Consider the following 18,004-nt stretch of genomic DNA (forward strand, 5'->3'; position numbering starts at 1 on the left):
TTTACCTATTATGGGAGATAATTTTGTCTAGTGTAACTAGAGTAGTATTCTTACGTCACGGTCAGAGTAAATGGAATTATGAAAATCGTTTTACTGGTTGGTGTGATGTAGATCTATCGAAAAAAGGATGCGAGGAAGCTAAACAAGCGGGAATGTTAATACAAAAGCAAGGTTTTATTTTTGATTATGCCTATACTTCGTTACTAAAACGTGCTATCCATACATTGTGGTATGTTTTAGATAAAATAGATCAAGCTTGGCTGCCTGTAGAAAAAACCTGGCATCTCAATGAAAGACATTATGGTGCTTTACAAGGCTTAAATAAAACTGAAGTTGCCAAAAAGTATGGGGATCAACAAGTTAAAGAATGGCGAAGAAGTTTTGATAGTATGCCTCCACCATTACATGGTATAAATCAACAATTTTCAGGATATGATATAAGATACACTAAATTTACATTAGAACAATTTCCTAAGAGTGAAAGTTTAGCTTTGACGATAAATAGAGTAATCCCTTTTTGGAATAATATTATTTTACCAAAAATAAAAAACAAAAAAACCATTCTAATTGTAGCTCATGGTAATTCTATACGGGCTTTGATGAAATATTTAGATGGCTTAAACAATGAAGAAATATTGGAACTTAATATACCTACAGGAATGCCATTAATATACGAGTTTAATGAAGTTGTTAAACCTGTTAGACACTATTATTTAAATAATATAGTATAGCAAGTTCTCTAAATAAAAAATTATACTATTAATATGATTTTACCATAAGAAACAATATATATTTGTTGAGGATATACTTGAGGATATACTCCTTCCAAGATACTTCATCATTTGCACGAAGCTTCATTAAGATTATAAACCATAGAACGAACCCAGGTCAGTCAGTACCTGGCTGGTATTATTATCGAAATGAGTCGTGAGTCGTATAATGATAGAAAAATATAAGTAGTGTATGACTAAGTAACTATAACTACATAAGTAGTAAAGAGTGAAAGTGTCTAATCAGCTTTTTAGATTGAATTGATATGCTATGTATTATAGTTACTAACTGTAATTGCTAGAATTAATTTGTATATTTTAGTAATTAATAAAATAAATATTTCTTATATAAGAAGATAAAAATTATTGAATATCTAAATATCTAGTAAATACGTCATTACACAATCAACATAGACTGGATATATTTGTAATTAAAAATTCACTATTTAACTGTGTGTGGAGGTCTGTTATCTATAACAGAGTAACTATAAATATTAAGTATTATTTACAAAATTAAATAATTGATTTTAACACCTCATTAACTTTATTGATACTCCGTAACATTATCACACCTGCTGATTCTAAAGCGGCAATTTTTTCTTCAGCACTTCCCTTACCTCCACCAGTAATAATAGCACCTGCATGACCCATACGTTTACCTTGAGGAGCAGTTACACCTGCAATATATGCTATCATTGGTTTCGTGATATTCTTTTTTATAAATAAAGCAGCTTCTTCTTCATAATTGCCTCCGATTTCACCTATCATAATAATCGCTTCCGTTTGTGGATCATTTTGGAACATTTCTAAAATATCAACAAAATTGGATCCTAATATTGCATCACCACCAATACCAAGGCATGTAGATTGTCCGAAACCACCATCGGTGGTTTGTTTTACTGCTTCATACGTTAATGTACCAGAACGAGATACAATACCTATGCAACCTGGTTGATGTATATTACTAGGCATTATGCCGATTTTACATTGGCCTGGAGTAATTACTCCTGGACAGTTAGGACCAATCATACGCACTTTAAATTCCGTTAATTTTATTTTAATTAATAGCATATCTAATACAGGAATGCCTTCTGTAATAGTAATAATTAATTTGATACCAGCGTCTATTGCTTCTAAAATACTATCCTTACAATAAGGGGCTGGAACATATATCACAGAAGTGGTTGCTCCAGTATTAGTCACTGCTTCACGAACTGTATTAAATACAGGTAATCCCAGATGTATATTACTTCCTTTATTAGGAGTTACTCCAGCAACTAATTTTGTCCCATAAGCTAATGCTTGTGCTGAGTGAAATGTTCCTTGTTTTCCGGTAAAACCTTGACAAATAACTTTAGTATTTTTATCAATTAAGATCGACATGTTTTCCCTCTGCCGTAAGAATAACTAATTTTATTGCATCAATTAGACTATTTACAGCAATAATATCTAAATGACTATTAATTATATTTTGTATTCCTATTGAAGCATTATTGCCTTCTAAACGTACTATAATAGGCACAGAAACTTCTATTTCTTTCACAGCACTGATGATTCCCTTAGCAATTAAATCACAACGAACAATACCTCCAAAGATATTAATAAAAATTACTTTTATATTTTTTTCTGAGAGAATGATTTTAAAAGCTTCAACGACTCTATCATGCGTTGTATCACCGCCAATATCAAGAAAATTAGCCGGTTGTCCTCCATAATGTTTTAACATATCCATAGTAGCCATTGCTAAGCCAGCTCCATTAACTATACAACCAATATTTCCTTCTAGTGCAACATAATTAAGTTTCCTATTTTTTGCACGTACTTCAAGGATATCTTCTTGATTTAAATCGCACATTTTATAAATTTCAGGTTGACGATATAAAGCATTATTATCTATGTTTATTTTACCATCTAGACAAACTAGATATCCATGGTTATTAACCACTAAAGGATTAATTTCTATAATTTCTAAATCATATTTGAGAAGCATATTAGATATACTAATAAATATTTTAGTAAATTGATTTATTTGTTGATCCTTTAATTCCAATTTAAACGCTAATTCTCGAGCTTGATAAGGTAGTGGCCCCGTAAGAAGATCTAATGATATTTTGTGTATTTTTTGAGTATTTTTTTCAATTTCTACGCCACCTTCCATAGAAGCTAAAATAACTACACGATGATTATTACGATCAATGACAGCTGCTAAATAAAGCTCTTTATCAATATTAATAGCTTCTTCAACTAAAATATGATTTACTGGTTTGCCTTTATTATCTGTTTGATTAGTTACTAAATATTTACCGAGCCAATTTTTAATAAATTCATGAACCTCATATTTACTATTGATCAGTTTTACGCCTCCAGCTTTACCACGACCTCCAGCATGAATCTGACATTTAACTACCCAAGGACCTTCACCACTTTTTAAAATGGCTTTTTCTATATTTATATTTTTAGTACACACATAACCTAGTGGTATAGGTAAACCATATTTGAAAAATAAGTTTTTTGTTTGGTATTCATGTAAGTTCATGATTTTTATCCAAGTAACTCTTTAACATTAATAAAATATTTTATATGTTTAAATTAAATATCTAATATAATTATTGTCATATCTTCTAATATTTCCTTTATTTTTACTAAGCAGCTGATTGCTTCACGTCCATCAATCAAACGATGATCATAAGAAAGAGCTAAGTATGTCATAGGTAATATTACAACATTTCCTTTTACAGCAACAGGACGATCTTTAATAGCATGTATGCCTAAAATAGCACTTTGAGGGGGATTAATAATAGGTGTAGATATTAAAGATCCAAATACACCTCCATTAGTAATAGTAAATGTGCCTCCCGTAAGTTCCTCTAAGCTTAATTTATTATTGCGAGCTTTTTCCGCTAAATCTTTTATGTTATTTTCAATACTTGCCATACTTAATGAATCGGCATGTCTTAATACTGGTGTAATTAAACCACGGGGAGTGGCAACTGCAATACTTATATCAAAATGATTATGATAAATAATATCTTCTCCATCAATAGAGGCATTAATTTCTGGAAAACGTTTTAATGCTTCTACTACTGATTTCACATAAAAAGACATAAACCCTAAACGTATCCCATGACGTTTTTCAAAATATTCTCCATATTTTTTACGAATATTTATTATAGGTTGCATATTAACTTCGTTAAATGTTGTTAACATTGCAGTGTTGCGAGTAACCTCTAAGAGTCTATCTGAGATACGTTTGCGCAGTCTTGTCATAGGTACTCTTTTTACCGGAGTAGAATATTTCTCTTCTGCACAAAGATTTTTAGGCAAATCTACTCTTCCTAATTGATTTGATAAATCTTTTGGTGCCGTATTCTTCATAATCGCTTCATTAAAATTATCTACTTGAATAGTATTTTCATCAATACTTTCCTTGATCATACGACGACGCATTGATGGACTATAAACTATGTTATTGATTTTTTTATGAGTTGGGAGCGGCTCTGGCTCTCTCTCCGCCAAAAATTCCTCCCTAGTAGGTTTTAAACGACCTAAAACTTCACCAGAAGTAATAGTAGCACCTACATTTTTAAATATAACATCTAATATACCACTAATTGCTGCGGATACTTCCAACATGACTTTATCGGTTTCAATTTCTACTAGTACCTCATCACGATTTACACGATTACCTACTTTTTTATGCCAAATTGCCACAGTAGCATCATTAACTGATTCAGGCAAATCAGGTGCAATAATATCAAAACTACTCATCTCATTATCTTTCCTTTATGTTAATCAATATTCAGTGCCTCACTAATCAAATTTTTCTGTTGTTTTAAATGTAAAGAGATATATCCCACAGCTGGGGCAGCTGATTCTGGTCGACAAATGTAACGTAAAGAAGTATTTGATGGAATCATTTTTTGAAAATACTGGCGACTATAATTCCATGCTCCTTGATTTAATGGCTCTTCCTGACACCAAATAAAATCTTTCACACCAGAATATTTTTTAAGTATTTGCTCTGCTAGTGTATAGGGAAATGGATAAAGTTGTTCGATACGCAAAATAGCTATATTATTTTTTTTATTTTTACGTCTTTCTTCTAATAAATCGTAGTATACTTTTCCTGAACAAAAAATTACTCTCTTTACATTTTCTATATTAAAATTATCAATTTCATCAATTATTAGAGAAAAATTTCCATTGGCTAATTCGTATATTGTAGAAGTTGCTAAAGGATGACGCAATAATGATTTTGGTGACATCACAATTAAAGGATAGCGCATGTTACGAAGTACTTGACGACGCAACAGATGATAAATTTGTGCCGGTGTAGATGGAACACATATTTGCATATTTTGTTCCGCACATAACTGTAAATAACGCTCTAGACGTGCGGATGAATGTTCTGGTCCTTGACCTTCATAGCCATGTGGTAATAACATTACTAACCCAGATAATTGACCCCATTTTTGTTCACCAGAACTAATAAACTGATCAATTACGACTTGAGCACCATTGGAAAAATCACCAAATTGTGCTTCCCAAATCACTAATTTTTGTGGTTCTGTAGTAGAATAGCCATATTCAAATGCTAATACTGATTCTTCAGATAGTACAGAATCCCAAATATTAAAATAACCTTTTTTACCGTCAATATGGTTTAATGGTATATAAGTAGATCCATCATTTTGATTATGAAGTACTGCATGACGATGAAAAAATGTACCTCTTCCTGAATCTTCTCCAGAGAAACGTATTGATATTCCTGCATCTATCAAAGTTGCATAAGCTAAATTCTCAGCAGCCCCCCAATCAAACGGTTGAATTCCTTCTGCCATATCTTGGCGATTTTGATAAATTTTATCAACTCGTTCCTGTAATTTTATGTGTTTAGGAACTTGACAAATAGAACGAGATAAATACTTTAAGTGATCTATGTCTATCTTTTGGGGATACTCTTCACACCAATTATTTTTTAAATAAGGTAACCAATTTCTAGAAATTAAATTAGTTGAATGCACTTCTGGTAGTATACATTTACCTTTATCTAACGAATTCCGATAATTACTAATCATTGCCATGGATTCATCATGTGTAATAATTTTTTTATTTTCTAAATAAGCAGAGTAAATTTCGCGTACGGTAGGATGTTGCTGAATTTTTTTATACATTAGAGGTTGAGTAACGCGTGGTTCATCTGCTTCATTATGTCCATGACGTCTATAACAAACTAAATCAATAAATACATCACGCTTAAAAGTATTTCTATAATCTAACGCTAATTTAACTACAAAAATAGCAGCTTCTGTATCATCTGCATTTACATGAAATATAGGGGATTGTATCATTTTGGCTATATCTGTACAATATACCGTTGATCGTGCATCCTGTAAATTTGATGTAGTGAAGCCAATTTGATTATTAATGATAATTCTAATAGTACCGCCGACTTGATATCCTCTAGTTTGAGACATATTAAGAGTTTCTTGAATGACCCCTTGTCCAGTAATAGCTGCATCTCCATGAATAGTAATAGGCAATATACTATTAGTTGATTCTGAAGAATGATCAATCAGTGCTCGTACTGATCCCATAATTACTGGAACAACAATTTCTAAATGAGATGGATTAAAAGCTAATGCTAAATGCATTAAACTTCCTTCAATTTCAATATTAGAGGAAAATCCCATATGATATTTAACATCTCCAGTACCTAAATGATTTTTATATTTTCCAGTGAATTCATCAAACAAATCTTGAGGATTCTTACCACATATATTGATCAGTACGTTGAGACGCCCACGATGTGCCATGCCTATAACTAATTCTTTAGTACCATTTTTGTTAGCATTCCGAATAATTTCTCTTAACATGGGTATTAACACATCTCCACCTTCTAAAGAGAATCGTTTTGCACCCGGAAATTTTACGCCTAAATATTTTTCTATACCTTCAGCTGCAGTTAGTTCCTTTAAAAAAATTTTTTTTTCTTCATTACTAAATTGATTGTATTTTTCAGGATATTCAATCCGTTGCTGAATCCAATCTCTTTCTTCAAGATTAGTAATGTGCATATACTCTATACCAATAGTTCCACAATAAATTTGATTGAGTATTTTATAAAATTCGTTAAACTTAAGGATCTTTTTATCCGATGGAGATAAACTAACAGATATTTCTTCTTGCCAAGAATTTTTATTTAAGTTGTAGTAAGCGGGATCTAATTCAGTAATATTTATTTTTTTAGACATCCCGAGTGGATCTAAATTAGCATAACGATGTCCCCAACAGCGAAAAGCATTAATCAATTGATAAATTTTAACGTTTGTATATGGTATTGAACTTTGAGTAGTTATAGAATCTGATGCATTTATCGAATTATCAGTTACAAACTTTTCAAATGTAGAACACCATCCAGTATCTACTGAATGTGGATCAGTTATGAACTTATCATATAATTGTTCTAGGTAGGAATAGTTTTCTCCTACTAGCCAAGATGAGTTCAACCAATAATCAATAGCACTATTTTGCATAGCAATCCCTTAACTGAAGTTATTTTAATTATTTTGCCAAAATTGCCACAAATCATGAATTATTCCTCTTATTAATACTAATAGAATATTTACATTCGGCAGTTTGTTATAAACATTTATGTCTCTTTTTTTAATAGCATAGATTTTATATGACTAATGGCACGTGTGGGATTTAGTCCTTTTGGACATACGTTCACACAATTCATAATACTGTGACAGCGAAATACGCTATAAGGATCACTCAGGGCATCGAGACGTGATTCAGTTTCTGTATCTCTGGTATCTATTAAAAAACGATAAGCTGTTAACAATCCAGCTGGACCAATGAATTTATCTGGATTCCACCAAAATGAAGGACAGTTTGTTGAACAACAAGCACAAAGAACACATTCGTATACTCCATCAAGAAGAGCACGTTCCTTTGGTGTTTGTAGATATTCACGAACAGGGAGATATTTGTTATTATTTAATAAGTAAGGTTTAATTTTTTCATATTGTGCGTAAAATTGTCCCATATCTACTATTAGATCTCTAATAATAGGTAAGCCTGGCAATGGACGAATTATAATTTTTTTTCTGCTTTTTTGTAAACGAGATATAGGTGTAATACATGCTAGTCCGTTTTGACCGTTAATATTAAGCCCATCAGAACCACATACACCCTCGCGACATGATTTGCGAAAGGCTAAACTAGGATCTTGTTGTTTAAGTAGTATTAGTGCATCTAATAACATTAGATCATGATTTCCTTTTAATTCTAAAATGAAATCCTGCATATATGGCATATTATGAATATCTGGATTATAACGATATATAGAAAATTCAATAATCATTTTCTCACATCCCTGAACTTTAATAAGTCCGTACTTGAGGTAAAAACGGTGGCCGTGATATTGTTTGCATATTAACTTCACGACACAGCATACCTTCTATTTGAGGCAGGTAAATGCTATGACATAACCAGTTTTTATCATCTCGAATTGGATAATCCGAACGACTATGTGCTCCCCGGCTTTCAGTACGAAATTTAGCTGATATAGCAGTCGCATAAGCTGTTTCCATGAGATTATCTAATTCTAAACATTCAATGAGTTGGGTATTAAAAATAAGTGAATGATCATCTAATCTAGCCTTTTTTAAGGATTCACGAATTGCTTTTAATTCCTGCAATCCTTTTTGCATCTTATTACCTTCCCGAAATACAGAAAAGTGATTTTGCATGCATTGCTGCAATGCTTTACGAATTTTTACAGGATCTTCACCTTTTCTGTTATTTTGCCAACGATTAAAACGCATCATAGCCATTTCAATTTCATCATTGTTAGCCTCTTTTAGTTCATCTTGATGTGTGATATGTTCGCGCAGATATAAACCAGTTGCTCGTCCGAAAACAATTAGATCAAGTAAAGAATTACCTCCTAAACGATTAGCTCCATGCACAGATACACATGCTACTTCTCCTACAGCAAATAATCCAAGAATTATTTCTTCTGTTCCATTTGGATTAATACGTATTACTTGACCAGTAATTTTAGTAGGAATACCACCCATCATATAATGACACGTCGGAATAACGGGAATATTTTGTTTAACTGGATCAACATGTGCAAAAGTGCGAGAAAGTTCTAAAATGCCTGGTAATCTAGATTCTAATACTTCTTTTCCTAAATGAGATAGCTTTAAATTAATATGAGGACCCCATGGTCCTTCACACCCTCTTCCTTCAAGAATTTCTATCATCATAGCTCTTGATACTACATCTCTACTGGCTAAATCTTTAGCTTTTGGAGCATATCTCTCCATAAAACGTTCGTTATGTTTATTAAGTAAATATCCCCCTTCTCCTCTACATCCTTCAGTAATCAAAATACCACTTCCAGCAATTCCAGTAGGATGAAACTGCCACATTTCCATATCTTGCACTGCTAATCCCGCCCGTAAAACCATTCCTATACCATCACCAGTATTAATATGCGCATTGGTTGTAGATTGATAAATACGTCCGGCACCACCAGTAGCTAGCACGGTCACCTTTGCTTTAAAATATACTATCTCACCGGTCTCAATACAAATAGTGGTACATCCCACAATAGCGTCATCTTGATTTTTTACTAAATCTATAGCATACCATTCAGAAAAAATCGTAGTATTATTCTTTAAATTTTGCTGATATAAAGTATGTAATAGTGCATGACCAGTACGGTCAGCTGCTGCGGCTGTACGTGTGGCTTGTTCATTACCAAAATTTTTTGATTGTCCTCCGAACGGGCGTTGATAAATTAAACCATTGTCAAAACGAGAGAAGGGTAATCCCATATGTTCTACTTCTAATATTGCATTTACTCCATTTTTACACATATATTCAATAGCATCTTGATCACCTAAGTAATCAGAACCTTTAACAGTATCATACATATGCCATTCCCAGTTATCTATATGTGCATTACCAAGAGCAACAGTAATTCCCCCTTGTGCAGAAACCGTATGTGAACGAGTTGGAAATACTTTTGAAATTAAAGCACAAGTATGTCCTGACTTAGAAAGTTCGATAGCTGTTCGCATACCGGCGCCACCTGCACCTATTACTATCACATCAAATTCTCTAACTGGTAATTTCATTAGGTTATACACTCCATACTATAAGAGTTCCATATGTAGCACATGCTAACAAAAAAATTACAATAACTACTTGTCCAATTAAACGTAGCGCTATATATTTGATATAATCAGTGAGTACTTGCCATATACCAATCCATCCATGTAATAGAACAGCAAATAAAGTCAATAAAGTAAAAACTTTTGTAAAAGTCAAAGAGAAAAAATTATGCCAAGTATCATAAGTTAACTTACCTGAAATTAATATAAAACCTAATATATAAAATATGTACAGCATAATTAAAATAGCAGTAATACGCAGTATCAACCAATCTTGAATACCATTGCGTCCTAAATCAGTAACACTGTTTACCATATGATTATTCCCACAATAATGGAAAATATAAAAGTAACAATAAAAACGATGTTTGCAGAAATTTTACCCATTAGTAATGTTTCTTCTAAATAGCCAAAGTCCATTAACATATGACGAATCCCACCTATAGCATGATATATTAGTGCCGTCAGCAAACTCCATAAAACACCTTTAACAAAAAAATTACTCATAAAAACTGAAATTTTTATAAAACTTTCCGGAGAAGAAAGTGATTTATCTAACAGCAACATTAGGAATCCGAAAGTGAAAACATTAATAACCCCTGTAATTCTATGAAGAATAGAAAATATTGCTGTAATAGGAAAGTGGATGGTTTTAATATCTAAATTAATTGGTCTTTGTTTTTTCACTTTTGCCACAACACTCTTTTAATTTTATCTATTCAACTATTGAGAATAGTTTATTATATGATATCTTTCATTAGCAATATGAAAGTTTTCTTCAGACATTATAAATAAATGATATAATCAAAATTAGTATTATTAATTACGTTCTTATAAATAAGATGGTAATTATTATATAAATATAATATATATGTATATAATTTCAATTGTATTGAAAAATATATGATAGTATCTATTTAATAATATTATTTTGCACTAATGTTATCTATAAGTAATATTGAATGTTATTATAGTTAATCTTCCTAAGATATATCTATTTATATATGGGATAGTATTTGTAGTTTATAAGGAGAATACATGATAAATAAAAAAGCAATACTTAACTTAGAAGGTAAGGATCCCATAAAATTAAATGTATTATCAGGTACTTTAGGCAATGATGTTATTGATATTCATTTATTGAGTTCACAAGGTTTATTTACTTTTGATCCTGGATTTAACTCTACTGCTTCTTGCCAATCTAAAATTACATATATTAATGGTGAAGAAGGTATATTACTACATCGCGGTTTTCCTATAGATCAACTGGCTAGATATTCTAATTATTTAGAAGTATGCTATATTTTATTGTACGGAGAAGCACCTACTCAAGAACAATTTGATGTGTTCCGCGTAACGGTTACACGACATACTATGATTCATGAACAAATTACTCGTCTCTTTCATGGTTTTCGACGAGATTCACATCCAATGGCAGTAATGTGTGGAGTAACAGGTGCTTTAGCCGCTTTTTATCATGATTCATTAGATGTTAACATTGAGCGTCATCGTGAAATTGCAGCTTTCAGATTATTATCTAAAATGCCCACTCTTGCTGCGATGTGCTATAAGTATTCTCTAGGTCAACCTTTTGTTTATCCTAGGAATAATCTATCATATGCAGGTAATTTCTTATATATGATGTTTTCTACACCTTGTGAACAATATGTGATAAATCCTATTTTAGAACGTGCAATGGATTGTATTTTGATTTTACATGCCGATCATGAACAAAATGCATCTACATCTACTGTACGTACTGCTGGCTCTTCAGGAGCTAATCCATTTGCTTGTATTGCAGCAGGAATAGCTTCTTTATGGGGACCTGCACATGGTGGCGCGAATGAAGCATGTCTACGAATGTTAGAAGAAATTAGTAGCGTGAAGCATATACCTGAATTTATAAAACGAGCAAAAGACAAGAATGATTCTTTTCGTCTCATGGGATTCGGGCATCGTGTGTATAAGAACTATGATCCACGTGCTACAGTCATGCGTGAAATTTGTCATGAACTACTCAATAAATTAAATATGAAAGATAATTTATTAGAAGTGGCATTAGAATTAGAGCATATTGCATTAAATGATGCTTATTTTATTGAGCGTAAACTTTATCCAAATGTAGATTTTTATTCCGGTATAATTTTAAAAGCTATGGGTATACCGTCCTGTATGTTTACAGTAATTTTCGCTATGGCAAGAACAGTAGGTTGGATTGCACATTGGAAAGAAATGCACAATGAAATTATGAAAATTGCTCGTCCACGACAGTTATATATAGGTTATAAAAAACGTTTTTTTAAAACAAATATAAAACATCAGTAGTTATATTTTATATAACAATTAAGCTGGATTAGGAATATTAATAAAAGTAACGTTAAGTTGATATTTTTCTGCTAACCAATTTCCTAAAGCTTTAATACCACCACATTCACTGTTGTGGTGACCAATAGCAAAGTAATGTATATCTTGTTCACGTGCGCTATGTACTGTCTGCTCAGAAATCTCACCACTACAAAATGCATCTATTCCAAAATTTACAGCATCATCAATAAATTTTTGTCCACTACCACAAGACCATGCAATCCGTTTAATTAATGATGATTTATTATTTCCACAATATATGGGTATACTACCAGTGTTTTGAGTAATGTAATGCAAAAAATCACTAACTTTTAATTGTTGGACTAATTCTCCCCAAAGTACTAGAGGCATAATTTCTCCTGCTATATTAATATTTAATAATTTTGCTAATTGTACATTATTGCCTAGTTCGGAATGCATGTCTAAAGGTAGATGCCAACTGTAAAGATTGATATTATTAAAAAGTAAAGTCTTCAATCGAGTACGTTTCATACCTTTAATAATTTTTGCTTCATTTTTCCAGAAATATCCATGATGGACAATTATGGCATCAGCATTCAATTTTACTGCTTCATTTAATAGTGCTTGACAAGCAGTGACACCTGTTATTATATTTTTAATATATGAACGTCCTTCTACTTGCAAACCATTGGGAACATAATCATTCACATTATCACTATTTAATTTCTGATTAATAATATATTCTAATTCTAAATTACTTAATTTCATATTTTTATTTAATCTACTATAAAGTAAAAATTTTATCCAATAAATTATACTTTCATATAATTATATATATACTATAAATAATGATTAACAAACAATCGATATTTTTCAATAAATAGATCCTCCAGAGCACTAACAAAGCTACTATAGATAGTATTGTACATCAACTATTAATAAGGAGCTTGTTCCTGTCACTAAAGTGAATGCATTGGCAACTTTAAAAAGAAAACTACATCTTATAAAAGATCAAAAATGTTGTACACCAAATATGGCTTCTTTATATCAAATTATACAGTGCGAATCAAATAATACAATTAAAACATATTTAATTTAACGTTAAGAGATTAAAAGCGCTTATACAGCGCTTTTTGAGCTAGTTGGAGTGGTGATGGGGGCCATACCTTCTTGTACATCATATCTAGTTCCCGAAACTATACTGCCTTGCGAATATTTATTTGCATCAAAATAACAAAATACCGATTTATTATGTAATAGTACGTTCATCTTCTAAACGAGATACAAGTGAATTTATTTGTTTTTGCTGATGATTAATTTTTTTATCCACAATGTTACCTTGGTGTAGACTGACACAACCACTTCATAATATGCTGCTAATCATAATAACTGTAAAAATAAATGTTTTCATAAAAAGACATTTTTATATTGTATTGGATATAATCAGTAATTTATTAACACAACTAATCTAGGAAGTTCAATTAAAAGCAATTACTTTAAACAACAGATCTTTTATCTACATATTAACACTATTATAAATATGTAAACCTATTGTATCCTATTATATAGATAATATTCCCTATCAATTGTTACATGTGACATATTTAAGATAGTAGCTATCAATCTATTAACTAATTAGCTTATTGTTCAATTTGCAGACGATAATTATACTTTTGCAAAATATTTTATGAAATATTCAGTACCCGATTGATGTAGAACAAAATATCTATTCTTTATTATTATTTTTCAACCACCAATACAAGCTTTGCTTGATTTACCAATAAATTTTTTAAGCATGCCATGGCCATGATAAGATCATAAGCTATAGCTTCAATATTAATCATTTACTGTTAAAATTTATAAAGTATCTTTTATGAAAATAATTTGCATAAAATTATAACTAATTGAGCTAATCGATAAGCTAATTCATTATAGTACTGTTGAGTATTTTATTCCCTAATTGACAATTTTGAAAAATTAATAAATTGCAACCGAAAACTAATTATTAGTATTCATAAATAGACCGTGTTTGTCATGATTGGGATCCTTACTAGATCTCACTTGTAAGCGATAATAAATCACTGATCGCATATTCATCAGTGCAATCCATATGTAAAATACATATCTATATCCAAACGCATAAACAGCCAAACATTTCAATATGCTATACATACCTGATATTGAGAGAACACTTACTACGATTTTAATATCTGTTTTTTGTATAGATCACAAATCAGTAACTTATAGAGATAATAGCTAGTTCATATATAGTATGTTTTACCTATGTTACATTTGGAGCAATAGTTTTTTTTCTAAACTGCTACAGTAACGTGAAGTCCAAATTTTTATAATGTGTTCAGGATTGCACATAAATGGAGTTCACAAATAAGTTTATCAATATTTATTAAATCACTTTATTGGGCAGGTTAACTGATACGGGGATGACTAATGATATTATTTTTATAACTAAAATGTTACATTATCATATAAAATTATTATACTTATATATAATATATATGTGGTAATATGTCTATTATTTCGTCAAATCAAACAGTCAGTTTACAAAATATCTATAATAAACCAAGAATATACAATTACATAGTGAAACTATTTTGTAACTATTTATTAATAGGAGGAATAATCCCATGGCAACTATAGGTATTTTTTTTGGAAGTGATACGGGTAATACAGAAAATATTGCAAAAATAATTCAAAAAAAACTGGGTACTAAAAGAGCGGCACTTTATAATATAACTGAATGCGATCACAAATCTTTCGAACCATTTAATATTGTATTATTGGGAATTCCAACTTGGTATTATGGAGAGTTACAATGTGACTGGGATGACTTTTTTATTGAATTAAGCCACGTAGAGTTTAAGGGAAAAATTGTTGGCTTGTTTGGTTGTGGTGATCAAGAAGATTATGCTGAATATTTTTGTGATGCTATGGGTATTCTTTATAATTTCATTAAAGATAGAGGTGCTATTTTTATTGGGCACTGGCCTACAAAAGATTATTATTTTAAATCTTCTATAGCTTTAGTCGACAATGAACATTTTGTTGGACTAGCTCTTGATGAAGATCGTCAACCCGAGCTAACTAATAAAAGAATCGATGCTTGGGTAGAACAAATATGTAGAGAACTAAAACATTATGAAGCCATAAGCCATTAATTAAATTACTGAAATTTATTTTCATTGATATTCCTGAGTCCAACGGTTTTGTTAAAAACTAATCTAGATGGAGATGAATGTATATAGTCTGTACAAAAGTACCCTTCTCTCTCAAACTGATAATTCTGTATTACTTCTGAAATAGTTAAATGAGGCTCAATAAACCCATGTTTTATTTCTAGTGAATTTTTGTTAATTATAGAAGTTAAATCTTCTATACATCCTGGGTTGGGATTGATAAATAAAGAATTATATTCTCTAAATTCTGCAGCAATACCATGTATAGCTGAAACCCAATGAATAACACCTTTAACTTTAGGTCTGTTTTTCACAGTTTTCCCTAATGTATCTAGATCAGCTGTACAATAAATACAATTAATATTTCCTGACGTATCTTTTAAAACACTTTTAGCACGTACAATATAAGCATAACGTAATCGAACCTCATGTCCTAATGTTAAGCGTTTATAGTTTTTGTTTGCTTGTTCCCGAAAATCAGTACGATCAATCCAAATTTCACGACTAAAAAACAAATTCCTAGTACCCATATCAGGATTATTAGGATGATTAGGTGCAATAATAATTTCTTCATAGTTATCTGGTAAATTTTCAATTATTAATTTTAATGGATTAATAACAGCCATTAATCGAGGAGCATTATTATTTAAATCATTTCTGATACAAGATTCTAATAATGACATACTAATCGTATTTTCTTGCTTAGTAACCCCAATAAGCTGACAAAATTCACGGATTGATCTAGGAGTATAACCACGACGTCGTAAGCCAGAAATAGTTACCAGACGAGGATCATCCCAACCATCAACAATTTTTTCATTTATTAGTTGAGTCATTTTACGCTTTGAAGTGATAGAATATTCTAAATTAAGTCGTGAAAACTCATATTGATGTGGGTGATGTTTAATATTGATATGATTTAATATCCAATCATAAAGGCGTCTATTATCTTGAAATTCTAAAGTACAAAGAGAATGTGTAATACCTTCCAGAGCATCAGAAATACAATGAGCAAAATCATACATAGGATAAATATACCATTTATGGCCTGTTTGATGATGTGCAACATATTTTATACGGTACAGTACAGGATCTCTCATGACAATAAAACTAGATGACATATCAATTTTAGCTCGTAGACAAGCTTGACCTTCTAAGAAATCACCATTACGCATTTTTTCAAAAAGTAAGAAATTTTCATGTGCACTACGATTACGGAAAGGACTATTTTTTCCTGATACATTCAATGTACCCCGATACTCGCGGATCTGTTCAGTAGATAATTCATCTACATAAGCTAAGCCTTGATATATTAACTGTATAGCATATTGATACATTTTATTAAAATAATCAGAAGAATATCGCACATCACCGGTCCAGTCAAATCCTAGCCAATGTATATCATATTTAATGGCTTCTACAAAATCTTTACTTTCATTTCCTGGATTGGTATCATCAAATCTTAGATTACATTCTCCGTGATAATCTTTTGCAATACCAAAATTTAGACAAATGGATTTTGCATGACCAATATGCAGATAGCCATTCGGTTCGGGAGGGAAACGCGTATGCACTTTAGTACATTTACCACTTACTAAATCTGCAGTAATTATCTGTCGAATGAAATTAGCATTTTGCGTTGTCGTCTGCTTCATTTATTAAATCCTGAACTAATAAGAATTACTCGTTTATTCACCATAAATATAATCTCTACGTTTTCTAAAAATTAGAGATCAAATTTTAATAAATGTAAAATATTTAAGTTATTTGTTTATTAGAATAATTAACTTTAATATATCATTATACGTACTCTATATAATAAATACTTTTTGTGTCTATATATTTGGCATAGTATGATTTATTATCATACCATCTTTTTATCAAAAGAAGCTCATTAATTATATCTATTGTCAGTAATTTTAAAATAACCAAAATTAATTATTGAAAATGACAAATTACTCATTTATATTTCTACATATGGTCAATACACTTTAAAAGTAGCATATTTATATGGTTGAAATTCAATAAATATTTTTATTAATATGTACAAATAACTTTTTTATTTTAAAAAGTATCGGTTATAAATACATAATATCAAAAATGATTACTGAATGAGAAAATTTTGAAATTATTAACTTTTTCAAACCAATAAAGGTATTTTTTCTGCTACACTAATCATTAGTAAATCGTATTACTAATATGAAGATATATATTTAAAATATTATCTATATAATAGATTATTTTAAACTGGTATCTATTCACTATATTGAACAAGCTAATCGATAATTAAAAATTTTCAAGCCACAAGATTAAATTCGTAAGAATTATTGATATTAAAAAAAATATGGCTACGTAGCTCAGTTGGTTAGAGCACAGCACTCATAACGCTGGGGTCACAGGTTCAATTCCTGTCGTAGCCACCATTTTCAGCAGCTGCTGCGGGAGTGGCGAAATTGGTAGACGCACCAGATTTAGGGTTTGGCACTGCAAAGTATGCGAGTTCAAGTCTCGCCTCCCGCATTAT

General features: G+C 30.9%; 13 protein-coding genes and 2 tRNA genes. 5 read left to right on the top strand and 10 right to left on the bottom strand.

Features of this window, described 5'->3' with window-relative positions; genetic code table 11:
- The first annotated feature begins 23 nt into the window (after positions 1 to 23).
- Positions 24 to 731 (top strand): 2,3-diphosphoglycerate-dependent phosphoglycerate mutase, encoded by a 708-nt coding sequence (gpmA, locus tag ICMP_RS02385; RefSeq protein WP_052456834.1) that lies wholly within the window; start codon positions 24 to 26, stop codon positions 729 to 731.
- Positions 732 to 1,283: 552 nt separating this feature from the next.
- Here the strand turns inward: gpmA and sucD are convergent.
- From sucD to sdhC, 8 genes are all read right to left on the bottom strand, one after another.
- Positions 1,284 to 2,153 (bottom strand): succinate--CoA ligase subunit alpha, encoded by an 870-nt coding sequence (sucD, locus tag ICMP_RS02390; RefSeq protein WP_041069586.1) that lies wholly within the window; start codon positions 2,151 to 2,153, stop codon positions 1,284 to 1,286.
- Entirely contained in the window at positions 2,137 to 3,306 is a 1,170-nt protein-coding gene (sucC, locus tag ICMP_RS02395) for an ADP-forming succinate--CoA ligase subunit beta (RefSeq protein ID WP_041069589.1), read from the bottom strand. The genes sucD and sucC overlap by 17 nt, the downstream gene beginning before the upstream one ends.
- A gap of 53 nt (positions 3,307 to 3,359) precedes the next feature.
- Positions 3,360 to 4,538: a dihydrolipoyllysine-residue succinyltransferase gene (sucB, locus tag ICMP_RS02400; RefSeq protein ID WP_041069592.1), complete on the bottom strand. Its 1,179-nt coding sequence runs from the start codon at positions 4,536 to 4,538 to the stop codon at positions 3,360 to 3,362.
- 20 nt (positions 4,539 to 4,558) lie between these two features.
- Complete coding sequence (locus tag ICMP_RS02405) at positions 4,559 to 7,306, bottom strand: 2-oxoglutarate dehydrogenase E1 component (RefSeq protein WP_041069594.1); 2,748 nt, start codon at positions 7,304 to 7,306, stop codon at positions 4,559 to 4,561.
- A gap of 116 nt (positions 7,307 to 7,422) precedes the next feature.
- On the bottom strand, positions 7,423 to 8,139 hold the full coding sequence (locus ICMP_RS02410) for a succinate dehydrogenase iron-sulfur subunit (RefSeq protein WP_041069596.1): 717 nt from the start codon (positions 8,137 to 8,139) through the stop codon (positions 7,423 to 7,425).
- Positions 8,140 to 8,158: 19 nt separating this feature from the next.
- Positions 8,159 to 9,925, bottom strand: a complete 1,767-nt coding sequence (sdhA, locus tag ICMP_RS02415; protein WP_041069598.1) for a succinate dehydrogenase flavoprotein subunit — start codon at positions 9,923 to 9,925, stop codon at positions 8,159 to 8,161.
- 4 nt (positions 9,926 to 9,929) lie between these two features.
- A complete protein-coding gene (sdhD, locus tag ICMP_RS02420; protein ID WP_041069600.1) occupies positions 9,930 to 10,277 on the bottom strand; it encodes a succinate dehydrogenase, hydrophobic membrane anchor protein in 348 nt (115 codons plus the stop codon).
- Positions 10,271 to 10,657, bottom strand: coding sequence for a succinate dehydrogenase, cytochrome b556 subunit (sdhC, locus tag ICMP_RS02425; RefSeq protein WP_041069602.1), 387 nt, complete (start codon positions 10,655 to 10,657; stop codon positions 10,271 to 10,273). The genes sdhD and sdhC overlap by 7 nt, the downstream gene beginning before the upstream one ends.
- Before the next feature lie 342 nt (positions 10,658 to 10,999).
- Here sdhC and ICMP_RS02430 point away from each other — a divergent pair, with 342 nt between their 5' ends.
- A complete protein-coding gene (locus ICMP_RS02430; RefSeq protein WP_041069605.1) occupies positions 11,000 to 12,286 on the top strand; it encodes a citrate synthase in 1,287 nt (428 codons plus the stop codon).
- Between the two features lie 18 nt (positions 12,287 to 12,304).
- Here the strand turns inward: ICMP_RS02430 and ICMP_RS02435 are convergent, their stop codons facing one another.
- The gene (locus tag ICMP_RS02435) at positions 12,305 to 13,054 is read right to left on the bottom strand and encodes a Nif3-like dinuclear metal center hexameric protein (RefSeq protein WP_041069608.1); all 750 of its coding nucleotides are present in this window, start codon (positions 13,052 to 13,054) and stop codon (positions 12,305 to 12,307) included.
- 1,877 nt (positions 13,055 to 14,931) lie between these two features.
- Here ICMP_RS02435 and fldA point away from each other — a divergent pair.
- Positions 14,932 to 15,462, top strand: coding sequence for a flavodoxin FldA (gene fldA, locus ICMP_RS02440; RefSeq protein WP_041069611.1), 531 nt, complete (start codon positions 14,932 to 14,934; stop codon positions 15,460 to 15,462).
- Positions 15,463 to 15,467: 5 nt separating this feature from the next.
- Here the strand turns inward: fldA and glnS are convergent, their stop codons facing one another.
- A complete protein-coding gene (glnS, locus tag ICMP_RS02445) occupies positions 15,468 to 17,135 on the bottom strand; it encodes a glutamine--tRNA ligase (protein WP_041069614.1) in 1,668 nt (555 codons plus the stop codon).
- A gap of 691 nt (positions 17,136 to 17,826) precedes the next feature.
- Between glnS and ICMP_RS02450 the strand changes: the two genes are divergently transcribed.
- Positions 17,827 to 17,903 (top strand) — tRNA-Met (locus tag ICMP_RS02450).
- 15 nt (positions 17,904 to 17,918) lie between these two features.
- A tRNA-Leu gene (locus ICMP_RS02455) sits at positions 17,919 to 18,000 on the top strand.
- The last annotated feature ends 4 nt before the right edge of the window (positions 18,001 to 18,004 follow it).

Origin of the sequence: Candidatus Ishikawaella capsulata Mpkobe, assembly GCF_000828515.1 — a bacterium.
Lineage (GTDB): Bacteria > Pseudomonadota > Gammaproteobacteria > Enterobacterales > Enterobacteriaceae > Ishikawella > Ishikawella capsulata.

Bases quoted from the DNA above. Each gene is read 5' to 3' on its own strand.
- sucD (WP_041069586.1), bottom strand. From the start codon at position 2,153: ATGTCGATCTTAATTGATAAAAATACTAAAGTTATTTGTCAAGGTTTT.
- sdhA (WP_041069598.1), bottom strand. From the start codon at position 9,925: ATGAAATTACCAGTTAGAGAATTTGATGTGATAGTAATAGGTGCAGGT.
- ICMP_RS02405 (WP_041069594.1), bottom strand. From the start codon at position 7,306: ATGCAAAATAGTGCTATTGATTATTGGTTGAACTCATCTTGGCTAGTA.
- ICMP_RS02410 (WP_041069596.1), bottom strand. From the start codon at position 8,139: ATGATTATTGAATTTTCTATATATCGTTATAATCCAGATATTCATAAT.
- ICMP_RS02435 (WP_041069608.1), bottom strand. From the start codon at position 13,054: ATGAAATTAAGTAATTTAGAATTAGAATATATTATTAATCAGAAATTA.
- sdhD (WP_041069600.1), bottom strand. From the start codon at position 10,277: ATGGTAAACAGTGTTACTGATTTAGGACGCAATGGTATTCAAGATTGG.
- sucC (WP_041069589.1), bottom strand. From the start codon at position 3,306: ATGAACTTACATGAATACCAAACAAAAAACTTATTTTTCAAATATGGT.
- sucB (WP_041069592.1), bottom strand. From the start codon at position 4,538: ATGAGTAGTTTTGATATTATTGCACCTGATTTGCCTGAATCAGTTAAT.
- fldA (WP_041069611.1), top strand. From the start codon at position 14,932: ATGGCAACTATAGGTATTTTTTTTGGAAGTGATACGGGTAATACAGAA.
- glnS (WP_041069614.1), bottom strand. From the start codon at position 17,135: ATGAAGCAGACGACAACGCAAAATGCTAATTTCATTCGACAGATAATT.
- ICMP_RS02430 (WP_041069605.1), top strand. From the start codon at position 11,000: ATGATAAATAAAAAAGCAATACTTAACTTAGAAGGTAAGGATCCCATA.